This is a genomic window from Aureimonas flava (genome assembly GCF_003583935.1).
Taxonomy (GTDB): domain Bacteria; phylum Pseudomonadota; class Alphaproteobacteria; order Rhizobiales; family Rhizobiaceae; genus Aureimonas; species Aureimonas flava.
In genome coordinates this window covers 14,414-32,631 of record NZ_QYRN01000009.1, presented here as the reverse complement: position 1 = coordinate 32,631, position 18,218 = coordinate 14,414, and the positions used below count along the sequence as shown (strand labels likewise).

The window sequence follows — 18,218 nt, the reverse complement described above, 5'->3', positions numbered from 1 at the left end:
AACGCGTGCGGTCCCCGATGGTTGGCACGCCGGGACCGGCGCAGTAAAAGGGGACATATCTGCCGGCCTGTCCGGCGCAGCCGAGTTTGCATGTCATGCCCAACAGCCTCGACCTGCCCAAGGCGCCCGCCGAGACGCGCGTCGTGGTCGCCATGTCGGGCGGCGTCGATTCGTCGGTCACCGCCGCCATCCTGAAGAACGAGGGCTACGACGTCGTCGGGATCACCCTCCAGCTCTACGACGGCGGCGCGACGCCCCGGCGCGCCGGGGCCTGCTGTGCCGGCCAGGACATCGCCGACGCGCGGCGCACGGCCGAAATCCTCGGCATTCCGCACTACGTCCTCGACTACGAGCAGCGGTTCCGCGAGGCGGTGATCGATCCGTTCGCCGAGAGCTATCTGGCGGGGGAGACGCCGATCCCGTGCGTCGCGTGCAACCAGACGGTCAAGTTCCGCGACCTTCTGAGCACCGCGCGCGAGCTCGGCGCCGACGCGCTGGCGACCGGCCACTACATCCTGTCGCGGCCGAACGGCGAAGGCCGCAGCCTCTACCGGCCGGCCGACCTCGACCGCGACCAGAGCTATTTCCTGTATGCGACCACGCAGGAGCAGATCGACTTCCTGCGCTTTCCGCTCGGGCATCTCACCAAGCCCGAGACGCGCGAGATCGCCGCCCGATACGGGCTCGGCGTCGCCTCCAAGCCCGACAGCCAGGACATCTGCTTCGTCTCGAAGGGGCGCTACAGCGACGTCATCTCGCGCCTGCGGCCGGAAGCCGGCGAGCCCGGCGAGATCGTGCATCTCGACGGGCGGCCGCTCGGCCGCCACCAGGGCATCGTCCACTTCACCATCGGCCAGCGTCGCGGCCTCGGCGTCGCTTCGGGGGAGCCGCTCTATGTAGTGGGCATCGACGCGCGGGCGAACCGCGTCACCGTCGGCCCGCGCGCCGCGCTGGAAACGCGCCGGCTGTCGCTTCGCTCGGTCAACTGGCTGGGCCGCGCGGCGATGCCTCGGCCGGGCGAGGAGGCGATCGATCTCTTCGTGCGCATCCGCTCCACCCGCCCGCCCGCGCCGGCCCGGCTGACGAGCGGAACGGACGGGACGCCCGTTGTGGAACTCGCGGCCGGCGAGGACGGCGTGTCGCCGGGCCAGGCCTGCGTGTTCTATGCCGGCGAGGGAGAGGGGGCGCAGGTGCTCGGCGGCGGCGTGATCGCGCGAACCGAGCGCGCGCTGCCAGCCGAGACGGGCGGCGAGAGCCTCGTCGCCTGATCCGTCAGGCGGCCTTGCGGGGCGACGCCGTCTCCAGGATCCGAACCGTTTCCACCGCCTCCTCCGCGCCGGTGCGCGGCGCCTCGCGCGTCGCGACGCATTCCAGGAAATGGCGCAGCTCGCGGTCGAGCGGCAGGCCGGGTTCGGTGTCCAGATAGTCCGCGTCCGCCGAGCGGAAGGCGAAGGCGGCGCCCTCGCGCCAGACCTTGTGGCCGTGGAAGGCGAGCTTCTGCCCTTCGGGCGCCAGGTCGTCGAAGGTGAGCATCCCCTCGGTGCCGATCACCGAGAATCGCCGATCGCGGAAGGGCGATACGCGCGACACGTGGATCTCGGCTCCGATCCCGGAAGGGAAGCGCAGGGCGATGTCGGCGACGTCGGTCTCGTCGCTGAGAACCGTGCGGCGCAGCGTGTCCACCGACGACGGATGCTCGCCGGCGATCCGCAGCACGAGCGACAGGTCGTGCGGCGCGAGGTCCCAGACCGCGTCCATTCCGAGAAAGCGGCCGAGGCCGAGGCGCGTCGAGACGATGTGGCGCACCGCGCCGACGCGGCCTTCGCCGACCGCCGCCTCCAGGCGCTCGAACACCGGGTGGAAGCGCAGGACGTGCCCGACCATCAGGATGCGGCCGGCCTCGGCGGCGGCATGGGCGGTCCGCGCGGCGTCGGCGGCGTCGAGGCCGATGGGCTTCTCGATCAGCACGTCCTTGCCTGCGGCGAAGGCGCGACGCGCGGTCGGGCCGTGCAGCGAGGGGGGAAGGGCAAGCACCAATGCGTCGATCGCGCGGTCGGCGAGCAGCGCGTCGAGCGCGACGGCGGGCACGGCGAAGCGCTCCGACAGCGCGGCCGCCTTGGCCGGGTCCGCGTCGGACAGGGCCGCCAGCGCCCCGATCTCCTTCAGCGTGCGCACGTGGTTCTGGCCCCAATGCCCACAGCCGACGACGGCAACGCGCGGTGTCATGACAGCTCCATCCGCATTTCCCTACGCGCGCTGCGTAGCTTCGCGGCGGAGCCTTCGCAAGGGCGGGGTCAGGCCGCGCCCGCCGCGAGACGGGCCCGCGGTCCGTTCATCCAGTCGTCGAGGGCGGCCGGCGGCATGGGACGCGCGATCAGGTAGCCCTGCAGCGCGTCGCAGCCGGCCGTGCGCAGGAAGGCCATCTGCTCCTCGGTCTCCACCCCCTCGGCCACGCATTGCAGGTCGAGCGAACGGCACATCGCGATCACCGCGCCCAGGAGGTCGCGGCGCGCCAACGCCTTGTCGCCCGACACGAAGCTGCGGTCGATCTTGACGCGGTGGATCGGCAGCTCGCGCAGATAGCTGAGGCTCGCATGGCCGGTGCCGAAATCGTCGATGGCGACCTGCGCCCCCAGGGCACTCAGCATGCCGAGCGATTCGCGCGCGGCGGTGAAGTCGCGCAGCATCGCCGTCTCGGTCAGCTCGAAGACGATGCGCGCGGGTGCGACGCCGGACTGGCGAAGCGCCGAGACCAGCGACAGGATCGTGGCCGGCGAGGTCAGGTCGTGGGCCGACAGGTTGAAGCAGACCGAGACGGCTTCCGGCAGCTGCGCCGCCTGCGCCAGCGCCATCTCGAACAGCTTCACGGTGAGCCGGTGGACGATGCCGGTGCGCTCGGCCACCGGCACGAACACGGCCGGGCTGACCGGTCCGAGCGTCGGCGAGGTCCAGCGCGCCAGGACCTCGACGGCGGACAGGCCGTGCGTGCGCGTGTCCACCACGGGCTGGAGATGGATCGCGAGTTCGGCGTCGAGGTCGGCGACCTGGAGGGCGGCCTCGATCGCGCGTTCCGAGCGCACGGCCTTCTCGTGCGTTTCCGAGTACAGGGTCGGCAGGCCGCGCCGCGTGCTCTTCGAGGTGTAGAGGGCGTAGTCCGCCCGTTCGTAGAGCGTCGCGGAACGTGGGTCGGCTCCCTCGATCGTGGCGATGCCGCAGGACGCGCCGATCGAGATGGCGATATCGTCGGCCATGTAGGGTTCCGCCAGGCGCTGGCAGACCCCCGACATCAGCGCCATCGCGGCCTCTCCGTCACCGTCCATGACGAACGCGAACTCGTCGCCGCCGAGCCGTGCCACGCTGCCGCGCCCCTCCAGTTCGGCCGCCAGCCGCGCGCCGACCTCCGCCAGGATCTGATCCCCGACGACATGACCGTAGGTGTCGTTGGCCGCCTTGAACCGGTCGAGATCGATGACGCCCACCGCGAGGGGTTCGCTGTTCGCGCCGCGCCCCGCGATGCGTCGCTCGAGATCGGTGAAGAACCGGCGCCGGTTGGGCAGGCCGGTGAGCATGTCTGTATGGGCGAGGACCGTCACCTCGCGAGCCAGCCGTGCCGCTTCGCTCCGCGACAGGACGAGATCGGCGAAGGCGGAGAAGCCGTTCATCAGGACGCGAAGGACGACCAGCGTCACGACGACGATGTTGAACGCGATCGCGACGTAGATGCCGCTTCCCGGCGTGAGCAGGCAGAAGACGAGATAGGGGGTCGTGGTCAGGGCCGCGACGAGAATGGCGCTCTGCGGAAGGGGGCTGAGACAGAAGATGCAGCCCATGACCGTGATGCCGACGAAGGTGGCGACGTGGGCGCGTTCGTCGGGTCCGCCGAAGTTGGAGAGCCCGAGCGACCATCCGATGTAGGCCAGCGAGATCAGGCAGCCCAGAACGGTCGTGTACCGCAGGTGGCGGATGATGACGGTTTGGTCGTGCTCGACGTGCTTGCAGCGGATCCAGGCGATCGTGCGCGCGACGCCCACGATGACGAGCGCACCTGGCACCCAGACCGACATCCAGTCGGGCGCGACGCCGTAATGCGTATATCCGAGGGCCACGGCGTTGACCGCGAGAAGCGTGTAGAGCAGCGGGATCTGCGATCGCAGGTCGTGGAACTGCTTTTGCGCCAGTTCGCGGTCGACCGACGAAAGGGTCAGCCACTGCATTGCTTTGAGGAACATGAGCCATCCGGCGTCTGCCAATATCGAAGCGACGCTAACCCTGCAGGTCTTGATATTCCGTGTCGCAACATGCGTCGAATGCCACGTCGCGACGCCGTAGCGGGAGTTTCGTATCTTCCTCATGGGGGTTTTCAAGAGGGCGATGTTGGACATCGAGCCGATCTGCGGTGCGTGTATCGATACACGTCTGTCGCGCATCTTCCTGTTCTGGTTCGTCCGGGCACACAACGGCTGCGTGAACTGAAGCCGGTGCAGTAGGCGAGATCGTATACTACCGCAGATTGTCGCCGCCGTAGAGTCTCATAGACTACGCGCCAGGCTCGTGTTGCAGGCGTTGCATGCCGAAGTTGACGATCGCCGTCATTCTCTTCGGCCTTTCGGCTGCGGAAGTTGCCGAAGGGCGGATCACCCGAACCGAAGCGAACCCAGCGCCGGAGCATGCCGGGAAGGCTTGTTCCCGCTGCCGGTCGGCAAGGGGAGCCCGCGGCGTGATCGCGTTTGGGGGTCCAATTCGGCAGACCGCGTCGGCGTCATCGCGCGCGGTCGGCGAGCCTGCCTTGCGCCGGTTTCGGAACGGATCGGTCGGTCAGGGGACTGGACCGTACGGGCGGACCGAGGGCTTTCGGAACTCCGACGTTCCGCGAGTGCGCCGCGTGATACCGGAGCGCCGTGCCGAACAAGCGGCGGAGATGATGTCCGGGGTACTTGGATCTGCGGCAACTAAAGGGTTGATTTAGTTGAAGCTCCGCCTTCCTTTCTGCGGCACTTTCCAGATTGGATCTGCGACAAAGCGCAAATCGATGCGACCCACCCGCCCGGAGTTACCGCAGATCCAACTTGGATCTGCGGCAAATGCAACACGGCATACTTCTCTAAGTGGCTGTAAATGATGCGAATTCAGGTTGTTCGGAAAGAGTTGTGGGGCGTCTGCAAGGCGACCGCGCAGTAGATCTCGAGAAGCGCCTGCGTGATGTCGTCCTCCATGACCACGTACTGGACGGACATCGCGGCGACCTTAGACTTCGCGGTGGCGAAGGCGGCCATGAATTCCGGGTCGGTCTGAAGCCACTTTCGCGAACCGCGGCCTGATCTGTAGGTGGGTGTCACATGGCCCGTCGCGATCCGCGCGAGCCGGTAGGCGAAGCCGGCCGACTGCGTGCCCATGCTGGGAAGATGGTGACCGGCCAGACGCTGACGCAGGTTTCGGCACCGACCCACGTAGAGGGCTTTTCCGTTCGACCAGAACACGTACACGCCGCCACTCTTGGGAGGCCGCGTCACGGGATCGATCAGTGGGTATCTCGGGGACGCGATTAGCTCCTCGAAGGCTGAGTGCAGAGGTCGGAGATGGGCGAAAAACTCCGGTGACATGACCGCTCGGTGCCTTCCAGAAACCGGCGGGACGGCCGGTGAGCCCAATGCCGGGATCGGCCGTCCTGCCGATCCGCTCCGATCACCCTAACCGTTCCCAGATACCTGAATGTTTAGAGCGCTCACGATGTCAGAGGAACGAGCCCAGCCTCGATCTCTGTCCGACGAGGCTCCAGGAAAGGGGGAAGTGACAGTGACTGACCCAGTGTCTCCAGGGGCTCGTCCACCGTGAACCCCGGTCCGTCGGTCGCGATCTCGAACAGGGTTCCGCCTGGCTCCCGGAAGTACACGGACCGGAAGTAGAACCGCTCGACTTCGCCCGTGGACGGAAGCCTCACGGACCTCAGTCGTTCGGCCCACTGCCTCAACTGGTCACCGTCCGGGGTGCGGAAGGCGACGTGATGGACGCCACCGGCTCCCTGGCGGGCGCCTGGTAGGGCAGGTTGAACCGCGACGTGCAGTTCGGCGGCCGGTCCGCCTGGCCCCATCGTGAACACATGGACGTCGCGCAGGGCGTCGGGAGACGGATAGGTCCGCATCTCGGTCATACCCATCAGATGGGTGAGGACGGTCGACGTCGGACGCAGGTCCGCCACGGCGATGACGATGGGTCCGAGACCCTTGATCTGGAACTGCGCGGGCACTGGACTGCGATCCCAGGGATGCGACGACGTGGGGCCACCATCGTCGACGAGGCGAAAGCGCTGTCCTTCGAAATCCTCGAATTCGAGCGAGGCGCGTCCGTCGATCATGGCGATCTCACCGGACACGACGCTCTTCTCGTCGAACCTCGTCTTCCACCACGCGAGCGCGCCCTCGCCGGAAACCCTGAGGCCAGTGCGCGTGACGCCGTCGCGTCCACGCCTCTCCCGATCCGTCGGCCAGTCGAAGAAGGTGAGGTCGGTTCCCGGCGAGGCGGCACCATCGCCGTAGAACAGATGGTAGGCCGACGTGTCGTCCTGGTTGACGGTCTTCTTCACGAGCCGCATTCCCATCGTCTCGGTGTAGAACCGGACGTTCTCCGGGGCATGTGCGGTGATCGCCGTGAGATGATGGATGCCGGTGAGTTCGAGGGTCATGCGAGTCTCCTCATGTCTAGCCGCCGGGCTGGCGACATGGGCCGGTCGATGCCGATCCGCCCGGCGTGCGGCGGTGTAGACCTGGCGCCGGGCGGTGTCGGGAGAAGGTACTACCGGGCACCGACCTCCTTCGGAGCGGCGTCCTTCGTCGTCTTGACGGTCCAGGTGCCGGACTGACGGAACGACGCGGCGGTGGCATAGGTGTCTTCCATGAACTGGAAGTAGGTCATCTTGCCGTCGCGAACCTTCGCATGGATCGAGAACGGCGACGTGACGACCTGGCCCACGGCGACCGAGCGGTAGGTGAACTTGCCGAAGATCGCGACGTCCTCGTCGGAGGCCAGCGAGTCGGTGACGGTGAAGTCCTCGATGCTCCAGTAGTTCGCCACACGCAGGAACGTGCCGCTGTAAGCCCTCGGGCCCTTGTCGGTGCCGGTCCACGGCAGGATCTGCTTCAGTTCGGGGTTCTCGAAGTTGAGGGAGACAAAGGTCGCATCCGGGGCGACCAGCCGCTCGGCCGCAGCCTCCACCTTGTCGGGAGCCGTGTTGGACAGGAAGTCCATCACGACGGCCAGGGATGCGTCCGACTGAGCCGAAGTGGCGCTGGTCTGCGCAGCGGCGCCGGTCGATGGGGCGGAAAGGGCTGCGACGGACAGGGCTGAGGCGAGCACGGAAGCGACGATGCGGGAGGTGCGGAACATGGTATCTCCGGAGGAACGGGGCGACTGACGATCAGCCGATGACGTGAAGATACGGAATTCATTTTTGGGATAAATACCGGTTTTCGGTGGTCAGAATTCTGCTCATGAGATAATCGCTGACCGAAGGGCACACGTTAAGGAGGCGGCATTGAGGGATCTCGATCCGAACGATCTCGTCATCTTCGCGTGCGTGGTCGAGGAGGGGAGCTTCAAACGTGCAGCGGAGAGGCTGCGCGTTCCGAACTCAACCGTATCCCGCCGGATCATGGTTCTGGAGGAGCAACTCGGGGAGAAGTTGCTTCATCGGACGACCCGCTCCTTCGCGTTGACCGATCTCGGCAGTTCCGTCCTGCCACATGCGAGACAGGTGGCCGCCGAGATCGACGCGGCGGCCCAACTCGTCAGAAGCGGCTCCTCCGAGCCCACCGGACACCTGCGCATTTCCATTCCGACCGACTTCACCGCCGACATGATGGCTTCCCTGTTTGCGCGCTTCATGGCCACGTATCCGAGGCTGTCCATCGACGTCGATGTCTCGAGGCGGCGTGTCGACCTGATCTCCGAGAACTTCGACCTCGCGATCCGGATCGGCGATCTGCAAGACGACGCAACTCTCGCCGCCCGTCGTGTCGGAACCATCGAGATGGGTCTGTACGCTGCCCCAGGATATCTCGCGGCTCGGGGGACGCCGGATACACCTGCCGATCTTTCAGGGCACGAGTTCCTTCACCTCACACAGACGATCGGGCATCCACCGGAACTGCGTCTGACATCCGACGAGGGGACGTGGAGCGGTGGTCCACCAGGGCGGATGACGGCGAACTCTCCGGGAGTGCTGATGCACATGGCCCTGAACGGGGCCGGGATCGCGCCGTTGGCCAATCACCTCGCGGCGGACAAGGTCTCGTCGGGGGCACTCGTGCGCGTCCTGATGGACTGGCATCAGTCCCGGCTTCCGATTTGGGCCGTGTTTCCGGGCAGACGGCTGCTGCCGACCCGGACCCGTCTGTTCACACAGGCCCTGAGCGAGGAACTCGCACAGTGAACGGATCGTCCAGGCGATCGTCGTGAACAGCGGCCACGGATCAGGATACGAAAGGGAGAGGTGCACCAGCCACGTCGATGGAGGTCGGAGGTATGACACAGGAAGCGCTCGGTAGCCGTCCGACGATGAAGGCGGCGATCGTGAGGGCACCCGGTGGCCCGGAGGTTCTCGAACTCGTCGACCTGCCGGTGCCGGAGGCGTCGGTTGGAGAGGTGCTGATCCGGGTCGGCGCCTTCGGGCTGAACCGCTCCGAACTCTTCACGAGACAGGGGCACTCGCCGAACGTCCGGTTTCCGCGCGTGCTGGGGATCGAGGCGACCGGTACGGTGGTGTCGGCGCCAGGCGGCGAATTCGAATTGGGACAGACCGTCGCGACCGTCATGGGTGGCATGGGGCGCGACTTCGACGGCGGCTACTCCGAATACGTCAAGGTTCCTGTCCGTCAGGTGCAGGCGCTGCGGACCGACCTGCCATGGGAGAAGCTCGGCGCTCTCCCGGAGATGCTCCAGACCGCATGGGGATCCCTGTCCGTTTCGCTTCGGCTGCAGGCCGGTGACCGGCTCCTGATCCGGGGCGGAACGACGTCGGTCGGGCTGGCCGCCGCCTCCATCGCTCGTAGCCTCGGAGCGACGGTCTACGCGACCACCCGCCGGGCGGATCGGGAAGGCCTGCTTCGTGCGCACGGCGCCCACCACGTCCTTGTCGATGATGGATCGATCGCCTCCAGGCTCAGGGAGGTATGCCCTGAGGGCGTGGACAAGGTTCTGGAACTCGTCGGTACGACGACCCTCGTCGACAGTCTCGCCTGTGCTGCCCAGCACGGGGTCGTCTGCATGGCCGGGATGGTCGGAGACAGATGGACGTTCGATCAGTTCGAGCCGATGGCGGCGATCCCGACGTCCGTCGCCCTCACAACCTACAGCGGCGGCGTCGAGGAGTTCATGCAGATGCCGCTCCAGCAGCTCGTCGACGACGTGCAGGCCGGGACGTTGCCCGTCAGGATCGGGCGGACCTTCCGCCTTGCGGAGATCGAAGAAGCGCATCGATGCATGGAAACGAATCAGGCAGGCGGTAAGATCGTCATCCTGCCCTGAGGCATCCGCACCTCTTCGTCGGACGTCGCCTCGAACGTCGGATCGATCGGACCTGGACTGGTGTCGCCACTTCCATGGCAGGGGCGAGGAGCATCGTTGGTTCCTTGAAGAGCGAGGACGGTGCGCCGGTCCGTACGCGAATCCTTCCGCACACCCCGATGGTTCGAACGCGAGGAATCAAGGCGAGGCTCCGGTAGAACAATTCGGGGCAGTCGGTGCCGGAAAACTGTCGATATTGCGAAACGGCCCTCTTGCGGAGTCGCGTCCGTGTATCCAGCTCATTTATACTAAACTCTATAAGAGATTCGTTGGATGACACGCATCATTGGCAAGAACGACTGTCCCGGCCGACGGAATGAGCACTACGACGTCGGTGACCGCAAGAACGTCCCGAGACGGAACGTCGTCGCGGAAGTCAAGCGCGGGGAACATCCAGGATACCATGTCGTGAAGGTCAACGACCGCGAGTACGTGCGCGACGATCCGGATCGATCGACGCGGGATAACGTCAATCGGAGCGATACCTGACCGCTCCGCCCTCTCCGATAGTTTCGAAGGCAGTTGTCCAAATCTCCGAGGTTCACGGATGGCGATCGAGAGCATACCGCTTCGCAAGCTTCTAAAGATCATGTTTCTCGACGCACGGGCGCAGAGAAGTTCGCTGGTGCGGGACATCGGAACGGATGCCGCACGGGCAGCCGGACGAACCGGCAACGGCGGCGACTTTCATCAGCCCTTCTGGTCGGACGCGAAAGCCCATGCTCTCGGGGAGCGCGACCTGCATGCGTCCGTAACCGCTCGCGTCGCGTCGAACCGTCATTACACCAATCTCTACCCACGGCTGCGGGACGGGTTTCTTCTCTGGTGGAACGAGCGCCGACGCTGGACCAACCAGCCTTTCCGTACGGGGCGGAGCCTGAGTGCGCGGTTCCAGGTTCCCGGCCTGGATGCCACCGTGAAGATCGACAACCTGCTTTCGGTTCAGGATGGAGGCGGTGTCGAGCACTTCGTGTACCCGTACTTCTCCGAAGAACCGGCGCTGGGTGAGCATGCGGCGAGACTCGGCCTGTGGGTCCTGGGGCAGGCGTTCCCGGACGTGCCGCACGAGGAACTGCGGATCCTCGACGTCATCCGGGGGCGCACCTTCTCGATCGATCGCAACCCGTTGACCGGCGGGGAGGAGGAAGACTTTCGTGAACGGTACGTCCAACTCCTGACACGTCGTGACGAACTCCGGGATGGCTGAGAACCGCCGATCCAGCCGGTGAGCGTTGCGAGGAAGGCCGCCATTCTCGAAATGGAGGCGAAAATGTTCATCTGGCATGCGAGCAAAGCTTCCCGACGCTCGCCCGAAGTCGCCGGCCAGGCTGGCCTGCCAGGCGTGCTTGGTAGGGTACTCAACCAATCCCTCAACGAAGGAGGGCCGCTGCGCCTACATTGGCGGCCCGAATGCAGGACGCCGGCCAGCACATGAGCTGTGGGAGGTCGCCTTCCTCCGCCTTGTTCGAACGGTCCACGTTTCGATGTCAGGTGTAGCCGGCTTTAACACCGCTGCCGCCAGCGCAATACCATCTGCAGCTAATGCTACGGCATCGAGCGATAGAAAATGCGCGGCATCGATCGATTGAAAACGCACCACATCATCCGATATAAAATGCACGACGTCGCTTGATAATTCTGACGTCTCTGACGGTCCGGAGTACGTCGCATGGCATCCCTCAATGAAAAGATGGCGACGTCGCTGACCCGGTTGAAAGATCTGACCGCGGCCAGTTCCCGACGCGTGTTCCGATCGTCCGAGTTTTCCAGGACCGACCGCGAACGGCTTCTGAGCGAGGGCTATCTAGAGGAGGTGATCGCTGGATGGGTCATGGTCGGGCGTCCGACGGAACGGCGTGGAGACACGACGTCCTGGTATGCGTCCTTCTGGCAGTTCTGTTGCGCCTATCTCGACGATCGCTTCGGGGAGGACTGGGTCCTTGCCCCGGAGACTTCCATCCGGCACCTCACCGCCGACAATCGGATACCCACGCAGGTCCTCGTCCGCGCGCCAAGAGGCAACAACGGTGTCCAGGCGCTGCCCCATGGAACCTCAATCATGGTTTACCGGGCGCCGCTGCCAGTCGACGTCCAGATCGACGGAGAGGGCGTGCGCGCCTATTCGGCCGAAGAGGCATTGGCTGCAGCGCCCCCCCGTGCATGGGCTGATCAGCACGAAGCCTTCGTGGCATTACTTGGGTCCATCCGCGGCGTCGCGTCCCTTTCGAGGCCTCTTCTCAGGGACGGAAACGTCGCCGCAGCCTCGCGTCTTTCAGGCGCACTGGCCCTGCTCGGAAGAACGACCGACGCCGATCAGATCGTGTCGCTGATGAAGCGGGCCGGACATGATGTCAGACCCGACATGGATCCGTTCGGCACCGAGATTTCCATCACGCTTGGACGTCGCCCCGAGGCCCCTGTCGCCACGAGGATCCGTCTGATGTGGTCGCGTATGCGCAAGCAGGTGCTGGAGGCGTTCCCGGACGAGCCACGGGAGATCCTCGACGTGGAAGGCTATCTGGCTGCCATCGACGAAAGTCACACGTCCGATGCCTACCACTCGCTCTCCATCGAGGGCTACCGAGTCAGCGAGGAACTCATAGAACGCGTCAGGGGCGGCAACTGGAATCCAGCCGAAAACGGACGGGACGAGGGGCTGAGCGACGCCATGGCGGCAAAGGGCTACCTGGAGGCGCACGAACTGGTCAAGGAGACCATCGTCGAGGTCTTCGACGGCATGAACAGCGTGGATGCATTCGAAACACGGCACCAGGACTGGTTCGGAGCGCTCTTCCGGCCGGCCGTCACCGCTGGTCTGATGCGGCCGGAAAGTCTGGCTGGATATCGGAACGTGGCCATTAGGCTTCGTGGATCGGGACATATCCCGCCCGCTGGGGAGATCGTTCCGGACGCGATGGAGGCGTTCATAGAATGCCTTCGCTCCGAGGAGGATCCGCGCGTGCGGGCCATTCTGGGGCACTTCGTCTTCACGTATGTCCATCCACTGCCCGACGGGAACGGTCGATGCGGCCGGTTCCTGATGAACCTGATGCTGGCATCGGGCGGGTATCCCTGGACGATCATCCCGGTCGATCGCCGGACCGAGTACATGGAGGCTCTGGAGGAGGCCAGCGGGCAGGGAGACATCGGCCCATTCACACGACTGGTCGTCGAGTGCCTCTCCCTCGAGCCCCCGCCGCCGCGACGACTTCGCGAAGGAGAGAAACTCGAGGAGCGGGCCGATCCGGTCGAACCCGCAGAGAGCGATGCTTCGAACTCGGTCAAGCGATCGCCAGAAGCCCGGCCACGCCGCTGACCGCTCCCGCGTCCATGGGCGGTCATGCCATCCACGGCTCGCGACGCATCGTTCTGCGATGGAGTGCGTGAGCCTCAGGGCCTTTCCGTAGCCCGTCGTGAAACCCAGTTCCACATCGCCTCCTCGAAGCCATCGACACCCATCGCCTCTGATCGCCTGGCGGCGATCATCCAGCGTCCATCGGGCCTCCTGACCATCCGGTCGACGTAGCGGAGCCTGGCCTCCTGCTTCTCGCCGTCCCAGGTCTCGTGCCAGGCATGCACGTAGGTCACGACGTCCGCCGTGTCGTCGACGATCCGGACGAGCGACTGGCCGAGCTGATGGTTCGTGCGGCGGAATCTTGCCTGCCGCGTCTTCATCCCCGCAACCACCGGATCCCGTCCGTGGATCGGGCCACCACGCATCGGACCCTGATCCATCATGCAGTCCTCGGTGAAGTGGGCGCCGATGCCGTCGATGTCGTACTCGTCGAGGCAACGAGCACAGTCCGCCAGGACGTCGGCGATGGCGAGCCGGTCGAGGATGTAGCTGTTCGCGTCGTCGCCGGTCGCAGGCACCATGGATGATTCCTCTCTCAGTCGCCGTGTTCGAGGCGAAGGGGGCGCGGTCGAAGCGATCGCCCATGCGATCTCAGACGCGCCATGTGATGGATAGGTCGTGGGGATCGAACGCTTCGGTCCTGCCACCTCGCGCTCGACACGCGTCCGGCCGTCGATGCTGACGAAGAGCAGTCGTCTACGGACGCCAACCGACGACATCGTTGGACGATGCCGCAGGCCGACGGGATGTCAGAGGCGCAGCAGGCGTTCCGCGTTGCCATGCGCGATCCTGTGCCGTTCGGCTTCGTCGATGGGTGCTTCGCGCAGGAACTTCGTCGCGAGATCCACATCCTCGAACGGATAGTCCGCAGCGAACAGGACGTGATCGGATCCCATCGCAGAGAGGGCGCACAGAAGAGGGGCGTTGTCGCAGACCCCGCTCGTCGTGATGTAGAGGTTTTCCCGGATGTAGTCCGAAGGATGGGGACGGGCGAGTTCGATGCCGTGATGATTGTGCCAGGCCCATCGGGAGTCGAGGCGCCAGAGAACGTAGGGAAGCCCTTCACCCATGTGGCCGACCATGAGCTTGGCGTTAGGGAACTGATCGAAGACGCCAGCGAAGACGACGCGCAGCACGTGGGAGGCGGTGTCGTTTCCCCAACTCCACATCGGGCCGGCGAGTTGTGGATGGTTTCCGTAGACGTGGGGGACGTCGACACTGCTGCCTGGATGGAGATAGATGGGCACGTCCAGGTCGCTCAACTTCGCTCAGAGGATCCGCAGGCTCGGATCGTCGAGGTATGTGCCCTGGCTATGGGCGTTGACGATCGCTCCCTTCAGGCCGAGTTCCCCGATCGCTCTTTCCAGCTCACGGACGGCAGCCTCCGGATCCTGAAGAGGAAGAACGGCAAAGCCGGAGAAGCGGTCGGGGCGGCGTGCGACGATCTCGGCCAGGATGTCGTTCGCCGCGATGGCGCGCTCGACCGCCGAGCGGGCATCAGCCTCGGCCTGGATGCCCGGTGAGTTCAGTGACAGGACCTGCATGTCGACGCCGGCGCGATCCATCGCGCCGATCCGGTTCTGGGCAGTGTCGAGCATCTGCCGAACCGCTTCCGCCCAAACGCCGGGCTGGGCAATGGCTGCGGTGGAGGCGCTGTTCGAGGCGAACGCCTCCGTCGTGAAATGCTCCTCGAGGGCGATGACACGCATCCGAAGCTCCTTGCTGCTCTGATCTTCGCGACAAGGCGAAAGGGGGGCCCACCGCCGCATCTGAATCGACACTGATCACCACGCCCTCCGACGAACTGCGTCGTACAGGAAGGAGCGCGTGTGTCGGGAAGGCTAGTCGGCAGCCGGGCCCGATGTAACCGCAGCATGCGGGAAGCGCTTTCCCGCAAAGTGCACGAATGGGCTGGAAGGCCATGGAGCGACAGGGGAGAGGACACTCCGACCACTCCTCGTTCTGCACCCTGGCGTGGGGTAGGCCCTTCCGTCGTTCTGGGCCGGCGGGGTCACCCGAGTTGGCTGGTCTGGAAGCCGGGACGACTCCTCGGTCAGTTTGTCCAGAGCCGCTCGTAGTCCATCCTCCGAAAGTGCTCGACGAGGAACTCGATGAAGATGCGGGTCTTGGCGGGAAGGTGGCGCCGTGTCGGGAAGGCAAGGTTGATCGTGAGGCGAGGGAGGTCCCAGTCGTCGAGGACCCGGACGAGCTGGCCGCGCTCCAGTGCGTCCTCCACGATGTACGAGGGTTGGGCGATGATCCCCATGCCCGACAGGGCGGCACTGAGGAGAAGCTGCCCCTCGTTGCTCGTCATGGTCGGACGGATCTGGGCGGTGAACGTCGAGCCCCCCTTCTTCAGGTGCAGCTTCAGAGGATCGTCGGCGAGCATGTAGACGAGGAGACGGTGGTTCTCGAGATCGTCCGGCGTGTGAGGCATTCCCATCTCGGCGACGTACTCGGGCGATGCGACGAGACGTCGCCTGGTCTCGGCCAGCCTTCGGATCGTGATCGAGCTGTCGGCCTCCACGCGTCGGGTGCGGACCGCGAGATCCACACCGCTTTCGATGATGTCGTAGTACCGGTTGTGCGCGGTCACCTCGACGGCGACCTTCGGATGCGATCGCATGAAGTCCGGGATGATCGGCATGAGGTGAAGGAGCGAGAACGAGGTCGACGCGGTGATCTTCAGCGTGCCCGACGGGGAACTCGACCCCTGCATCACCAGTGCCTCGGCGTCCTGCATCTCAGCCAGGATTGCCTTGGCGTGCTGGTAGAAGATCTCGCCTTCCTCCGTCATCGAGAAACGTCGCGTCGTCCGATTGACTAGCCGGACCCCAAGGCGTTCCTCGAGCGAGGACAGATATCGGCTCACCGCCGACACCGACTGACCCATCGCGTCGGCCGCCTTGGTGATGCTTCCCTGTTCCGCGACGTTGACCAGCACCTCCGTCTCGGTGAACCGATCCATTCCGAACTCCATCGTACGTGCACGCTTTGCAGTCGCGGCAATCCATGGGGCCATGATCGGGAAGAGCTTGCTCGTTTTGCAAGGGTGTTTCTCGTCATCCCGGATCTTAGCGAGTCCCCGACACGCTACGATGCGCCCGAACATGACCAAGGTTCGCAGGAGCGCACTGGTGATCAAGCATATCGTGATGTGGAACGTCAGCGGGGACACCCGGCTGAGAAGAACGAGTCGGCCTCGGTGGTGAAGGAGAAGTTCGAAGCCCTCGTCGGCAAGATCCCTGGCCTGCTGGAACTCGAGATCGGGATCGACGTCAGCCGAATCGACTACGCCTGCGACGTCGTCCTCTATTCGGTGTTCCAGTCGACGGATGCGCTCCGCGACTATGGAAACCATCCTCTGCACCTGAAGGTCCGGGACGAACTGGCGGGTATGCGGATCGCCCGATACCAGGTCGACTATCCGATCCGGGCAGAACTGGCGACGGCGTAGTCCGTACGTCGGCGTCGGCATCGCGGAGAACAATGGGAGGAGAAGACATGAAGACCGGTCTCGAAGGTAAGGTCGTGCTCATCACCGGGGCCGCCGCCGGCATCGGCGAAGCCACCGCCGAGAAGTTCGCCGAGGAAGGCGCCCGGCTGGCGCTCCTGGACATCGACGAAGGAGGCCTCGCCACACTTCGCGATCGCATCCGGTCGAACGGCGGGACTGCCGAGATCGTCCGGGCCGACCTCTCGACGGATGCCGGGGTGAGGGACGGTGTCGCCTCCGTCCTTCGAGCCTACGACGGGGCCTGCGACGTCCTGGTCAACAATGTCGGCTCGGGAGCCGTGCGCGACTTCGACTCCCTGTCCGATGCGGACTGGGACCGCACCATGAACCTGAACTTTATGAGCTACGTCCGTGCGACGCGGGCCGTCCTGCCGACGCTCCGGGACAAGGGTGGCGCCATCATCAACAACGCCTCGGACCTCGCCCGACAGCCCGAGCCCGTTCCGATCGACTACTCGGCCTCGAAAGCGGCCGTCCTCGCCCTGACCAAGGGCCTGGCCCGCTCGGAGGCTCCGCGGATCCGGGTCAACGCCGTAGCGCCCGGTCCGGTATGGACCCCCTTCTGGACGAAGCCCGGTGGCTTCGCCGAGACCATGGGACAGCACCACAAGATGCCGCCGCAGGAGGCTGTGGAGCACGAACTGAAGCTCCGGCAACTGCCACTCGCGCGTCTGGGTGAACCGGGGGAGGTAGCCAACGTCGTCGTCTTCCTGGCGTCCGATCTCGCAAGCTTCGTCACGGGCTCCGTCTGGGGCGTGGACGGCGGCAGCATCCGTTCGCTGATCTGATCAAGGAGACGCCGGGCCCCACCTTATCGGGGACGGTCCGTCTGGAAGCGTCGGGGCAGGGCGATGCCGCCCCGACGAAGCACGGCTCGAGCGGCCGTCCATCATCGACAGGGAGAATTCCATGAAGGTCTATTTCACCGAGGAAGGATCGGCCGAGGCCGTCAACGCCCGGATCTTGCCCGAGGCGGACCCGCGCCTCAGGCGCGTCATGGAGTCTTTGGTGAAGCACCTCCACGCCTTCGTGAAGGACGTCGAACTCACCGAGTCGGAGTGGGAGTACGCTATCGATTTCCTCACGCGCACGGGACAGATCTGCTCCGACTCGCGCCAGGAGTTCATCCTGCTTTCCGATGCGCTAGGCGTGTCGATGCTCGTTGATGCCATCAATCACCGGCGTCCAAGTGGTGCCACGGAGAACACCGTCTTCGGGCCGTTCCACGTCGCGGATGCTCCGGAGAGGGCGATGGGCGACACCATCTCGCTCGACGGCAAGGGCGAACTCTGTCTCTACTCGGGGCGGGTCGTGGACCTTCAGGGACAGCCGATCGCAGGGGCCTTCGTCGACGTCTGGTCCGACAACGACGAGGGCTTCTACGATGTCCAGCAGCCCGACATCCAGCCGCCCATGAACAATCGCGGCATCTTCCGCACCGGGGAGGACGGGCGCTACTCGTTCCGTAGCATCAAGCCGGTCTCGTACCCGATCCCGGACGACGGGCCCGTGGGCAAGATGCTGGCGGGTCTGGGCCGCCATCCGTATCGACCCGCGCACATGCACTTCCTCGTAGGGGCGATGGGCTACGATAAGGTCACGACGCACATCTTCGTGGCCGGCGATCCCTACATCGCCAGCGACGCCGTGTTCGGTGTGAAGGAATCGCTGATCGTCGACTACCAGCATTCCCAGAATCCGGACTGCCCTTGGAACGCCGACTTCGACTTTGTCCTCAGCCCGAAGTCCTAGCGTTCGTTTGTCCACGACGCCGTCCGATCACCTGCG

General features: G+C 65.2%; 16 protein-coding genes and 1 pseudogene. 9 read left to right on the top strand and 8 right to left on the bottom strand.

The features are described 5' to 3' along the window. Window positions 1-95 precede the first annotated feature (95 nt). Window positions 96-1,268: a tRNA 2-thiouridine(34) synthase MnmA gene (gene mnmA, locus D3218_RS16150; protein WP_119541109.1), complete on the top strand. Its 1,173-nt coding sequence runs from the start codon at window positions 96-98 to the stop codon at window positions 1,266-1,268. A gap of 4 nt (window positions 1,269-1,272) precedes the next feature. On the opposite strand, the gene D3218_RS16145 is transcribed toward mnmA, so the two are convergent. The 5 genes from D3218_RS16145 to D3218_RS16125 form a co-directional block, all read right to left on the bottom strand. Continuing rightward, window positions 1,273-2,226, bottom strand: a complete 954-nt coding sequence (locus D3218_RS16145) for a Gfo/Idh/MocA family protein (protein WP_119541108.1) — start codon at window positions 2,224-2,226, stop codon at window positions 1,273-1,275. A 68-nt stretch (window positions 2,227-2,294) separates the two neighbouring features. Next, window positions 2,295-4,229: a putative bifunctional diguanylate cyclase/phosphodiesterase gene (locus tag D3218_RS16140; protein WP_168990564.1), complete on the bottom strand. Its 1,935-nt coding sequence runs from the start codon at window positions 4,227-4,229 to the stop codon at window positions 2,295-2,297. Window positions 4,230-5,126: 897 nt separating this feature from the next. Next, the gene (locus D3218_RS16135) at window positions 5,127-5,483 is read right to left on the bottom strand and encodes a GIY-YIG nuclease family protein (protein ID WP_136625120.1); all 357 of its coding nucleotides are present in this window, start codon (window positions 5,481-5,483) and stop codon (window positions 5,127-5,129) included. A gap of 239 nt (window positions 5,484-5,722) precedes the next feature. Continuing rightward, on the bottom strand, window positions 5,723-6,679 hold the full coding sequence (locus D3218_RS16130; RefSeq protein WP_119541105.1) for a ring-cleaving dioxygenase: 957 nt from the start codon (window positions 6,677-6,679) through the stop codon (window positions 5,723-5,725). A gap of 110 nt (window positions 6,680-6,789) precedes the next feature. Next, on the bottom strand, window positions 6,790-7,380 hold the full coding sequence (locus tag D3218_RS16125) for a nuclear transport factor 2 family protein (RefSeq protein WP_210209695.1): 591 nt from the start codon (window positions 7,378-7,380) through the stop codon (window positions 6,790-6,792). Between the two features lie 148 nt (window positions 7,381-7,528). Here D3218_RS16125 and D3218_RS16120 point away from each other — a divergent pair, with 148 nt between their 5' ends. The 5 genes from D3218_RS16120 (at window position 7,529) to D3218_RS16100 (ending at window position 12,874) form a co-directional block, all read left to right on the top strand. Beyond that, a complete protein-coding gene (locus D3218_RS16120) occupies window positions 7,529-8,425 on the top strand; it encodes a LysR family transcriptional regulator (RefSeq protein ID WP_119541104.1) in 897 nt (298 codons plus the stop codon). A gap of 92 nt (window positions 8,426-8,517) precedes the next feature. Further along, a complete protein-coding gene (locus D3218_RS16115) occupies window positions 8,518-9,519 on the top strand; it encodes a zinc-binding alcohol dehydrogenase family protein (RefSeq protein WP_245415078.1) in 1,002 nt (333 codons plus the stop codon). A 312-nt stretch (window positions 9,520-9,831) separates the two neighbouring features. Beyond that, window positions 9,832-10,047, top strand: a complete 216-nt coding sequence (locus D3218_RS16110) for a DUF3892 domain-containing protein (protein WP_119541103.1) — start codon at window positions 9,832-9,834, stop codon at window positions 10,045-10,047. Window positions 10,048-10,105: 58 nt separating this feature from the next. Further along, entirely contained in the window at window positions 10,106-10,765 is a 660-nt protein-coding gene (locus D3218_RS16105) for a hypothetical protein (protein WP_119541102.1), read from the top strand. Window positions 10,766-11,227: 462 nt separating this feature from the next. Then, window positions 11,228-12,874 carry a Fic family protein gene (locus D3218_RS16100; RefSeq protein ID WP_119541101.1) on the top strand — a complete coding sequence of 549 codons (1,647 nt, stop codon included), beginning with the start codon at window positions 11,228-11,230 and terminating at the stop codon, window positions 12,872-12,874. Between the two features lie 74 nt (window positions 12,875-12,948). Here D3218_RS16100 and D3218_RS16095 read toward each other — a convergent pair whose 3' ends face one another. From D3218_RS16095 to D3218_RS16085, 3 genes and pseudogenes are all read right to left on the bottom strand, one after another. After that, entirely contained in the window at window positions 12,949-13,434 is a 486-nt protein-coding gene (locus tag D3218_RS16095; RefSeq protein WP_168990563.1) for a nuclear transport factor 2 family protein, read from the bottom strand. Window positions 13,435-13,662: 228 nt separating this feature from the next. Then, window positions 13,663-14,511: pseudogene (locus D3218_RS20155) on the bottom strand (amidohydrolase family protein). 455 nt (window positions 14,512-14,966) lie between these two features. Next, window positions 14,967-15,881 carry a LysR family transcriptional regulator gene (locus D3218_RS16085; protein WP_119541099.1) on the bottom strand — a complete coding sequence of 305 codons (915 nt, stop codon included), beginning with the start codon at window positions 15,879-15,881 and terminating at the stop codon, window positions 14,967-14,969. 240 nt (window positions 15,882-16,121) lie between these two features. Between D3218_RS16085 and D3218_RS16080 the strand changes: the two genes are divergently transcribed. The 3 genes from D3218_RS16080 to D3218_RS16070 all read left to right on the top strand — a co-directional run bounded on the left by D3218_RS16080 (window position 16,122) and on the right by D3218_RS16070 (window position 18,182). Then, window positions 16,122-16,370: a Dabb family protein gene (locus D3218_RS16080; protein WP_245415077.1), complete on the top strand. Its 249-nt coding sequence runs from the start codon at window positions 16,122-16,124 to the stop codon at window positions 16,368-16,370. 47 nt (window positions 16,371-16,417) lie between these two features. Then, the gene (locus D3218_RS16075; protein ID WP_119541098.1) at window positions 16,418-17,218 is read left to right on the top strand and encodes an SDR family NAD(P)-dependent oxidoreductase; all 801 of its coding nucleotides are present in this window, start codon (window positions 16,418-16,420) and stop codon (window positions 17,216-17,218) included. Between the two features lie 121 nt (window positions 17,219-17,339). After that, window positions 17,340-18,182 (top strand): intradiol ring-cleavage dioxygenase, encoded by an 843-nt coding sequence (locus D3218_RS16070; RefSeq protein ID WP_119541097.1) that lies wholly within the window; start codon window positions 17,340-17,342, stop codon window positions 18,180-18,182. The last annotated feature ends 36 nt before the right edge of the window (window positions 18,183-18,218 follow it).

What these genes read in the sequence shown, in the direction of transcription:
- mnmA (WP_119541109.1), top strand. Translation starts at nt 96, where the DNA reads ATGCCCAACAGCCTCGACCTGCCCAAGGCGCCCGCCGAGACGCGCGTC.
- D3218_RS16145 (WP_119541108.1), bottom strand. Translation starts at nt 2,226, where the DNA reads ATGACACCGCGCGTTGCCGTCGTCGGCTGTGGGCATTGGGGCCAGAAC.
- D3218_RS16140 (WP_168990564.1), bottom strand. Translation starts at nt 4,229, where the DNA reads ATGTTCCTCAAAGCAATGCAGTGGCTGACCCTTTCGTCGGTCGACCGC.
- D3218_RS16130 (WP_119541105.1), bottom strand. Translation starts at nt 6,679, where the DNA reads ATGACCCTCGAACTCACCGGCATCCATCATCTCACGGCGATCACCGCA.
- D3218_RS16125 (WP_210209695.1), bottom strand. Translation starts at nt 7,380, where the DNA reads ATGTTCCGCACCTCCCGCATCGTCGCTTCCGTGCTCGCCTCAGCCCTG.
- D3218_RS16115 (WP_245415078.1), top strand. Translation starts at nt 8,518, where the DNA reads ATGACACAGGAAGCGCTCGGTAGCCGTCCGACGATGAAGGCGGCGATC.
- D3218_RS16110 (WP_119541103.1), top strand. Translation starts at nt 9,832, where the DNA reads ATGACACGCATCATTGGCAAGAACGACTGTCCCGGCCGACGGAATGAG.
- D3218_RS16105 (WP_119541102.1), top strand. Translation starts at nt 10,106, where the DNA reads ATGGCGATCGAGAGCATACCGCTTCGCAAGCTTCTAAAGATCATGTTT.
- D3218_RS16100 (WP_119541101.1), top strand. Translation starts at nt 11,228, where the DNA reads ATGGCATCCCTCAATGAAAAGATGGCGACGTCGCTGACCCGGTTGAAA.
- D3218_RS16095 (WP_168990563.1), bottom strand. Translation starts at nt 13,434, where the DNA reads ATGGTGCCTGCGACCGGCGACGACGCGAACAGCTACATCCTCGACCGG.
- D3218_RS16085 (WP_119541099.1), bottom strand. Translation starts at nt 15,881, where the DNA reads ATGGATCGGTTCACCGAGACGGAGGTGCTGGTCAACGTCGCGGAACAG.
- D3218_RS16075 (WP_119541098.1), top strand. Translation starts at nt 16,418, where the DNA reads ATGAAGACCGGTCTCGAAGGTAAGGTCGTGCTCATCACCGGGGCCGCC.
- D3218_RS16070 (WP_119541097.1), top strand. Translation starts at nt 17,340, where the DNA reads ATGAAGGTCTATTTCACCGAGGAAGGATCGGCCGAGGCCGTCAACGCC.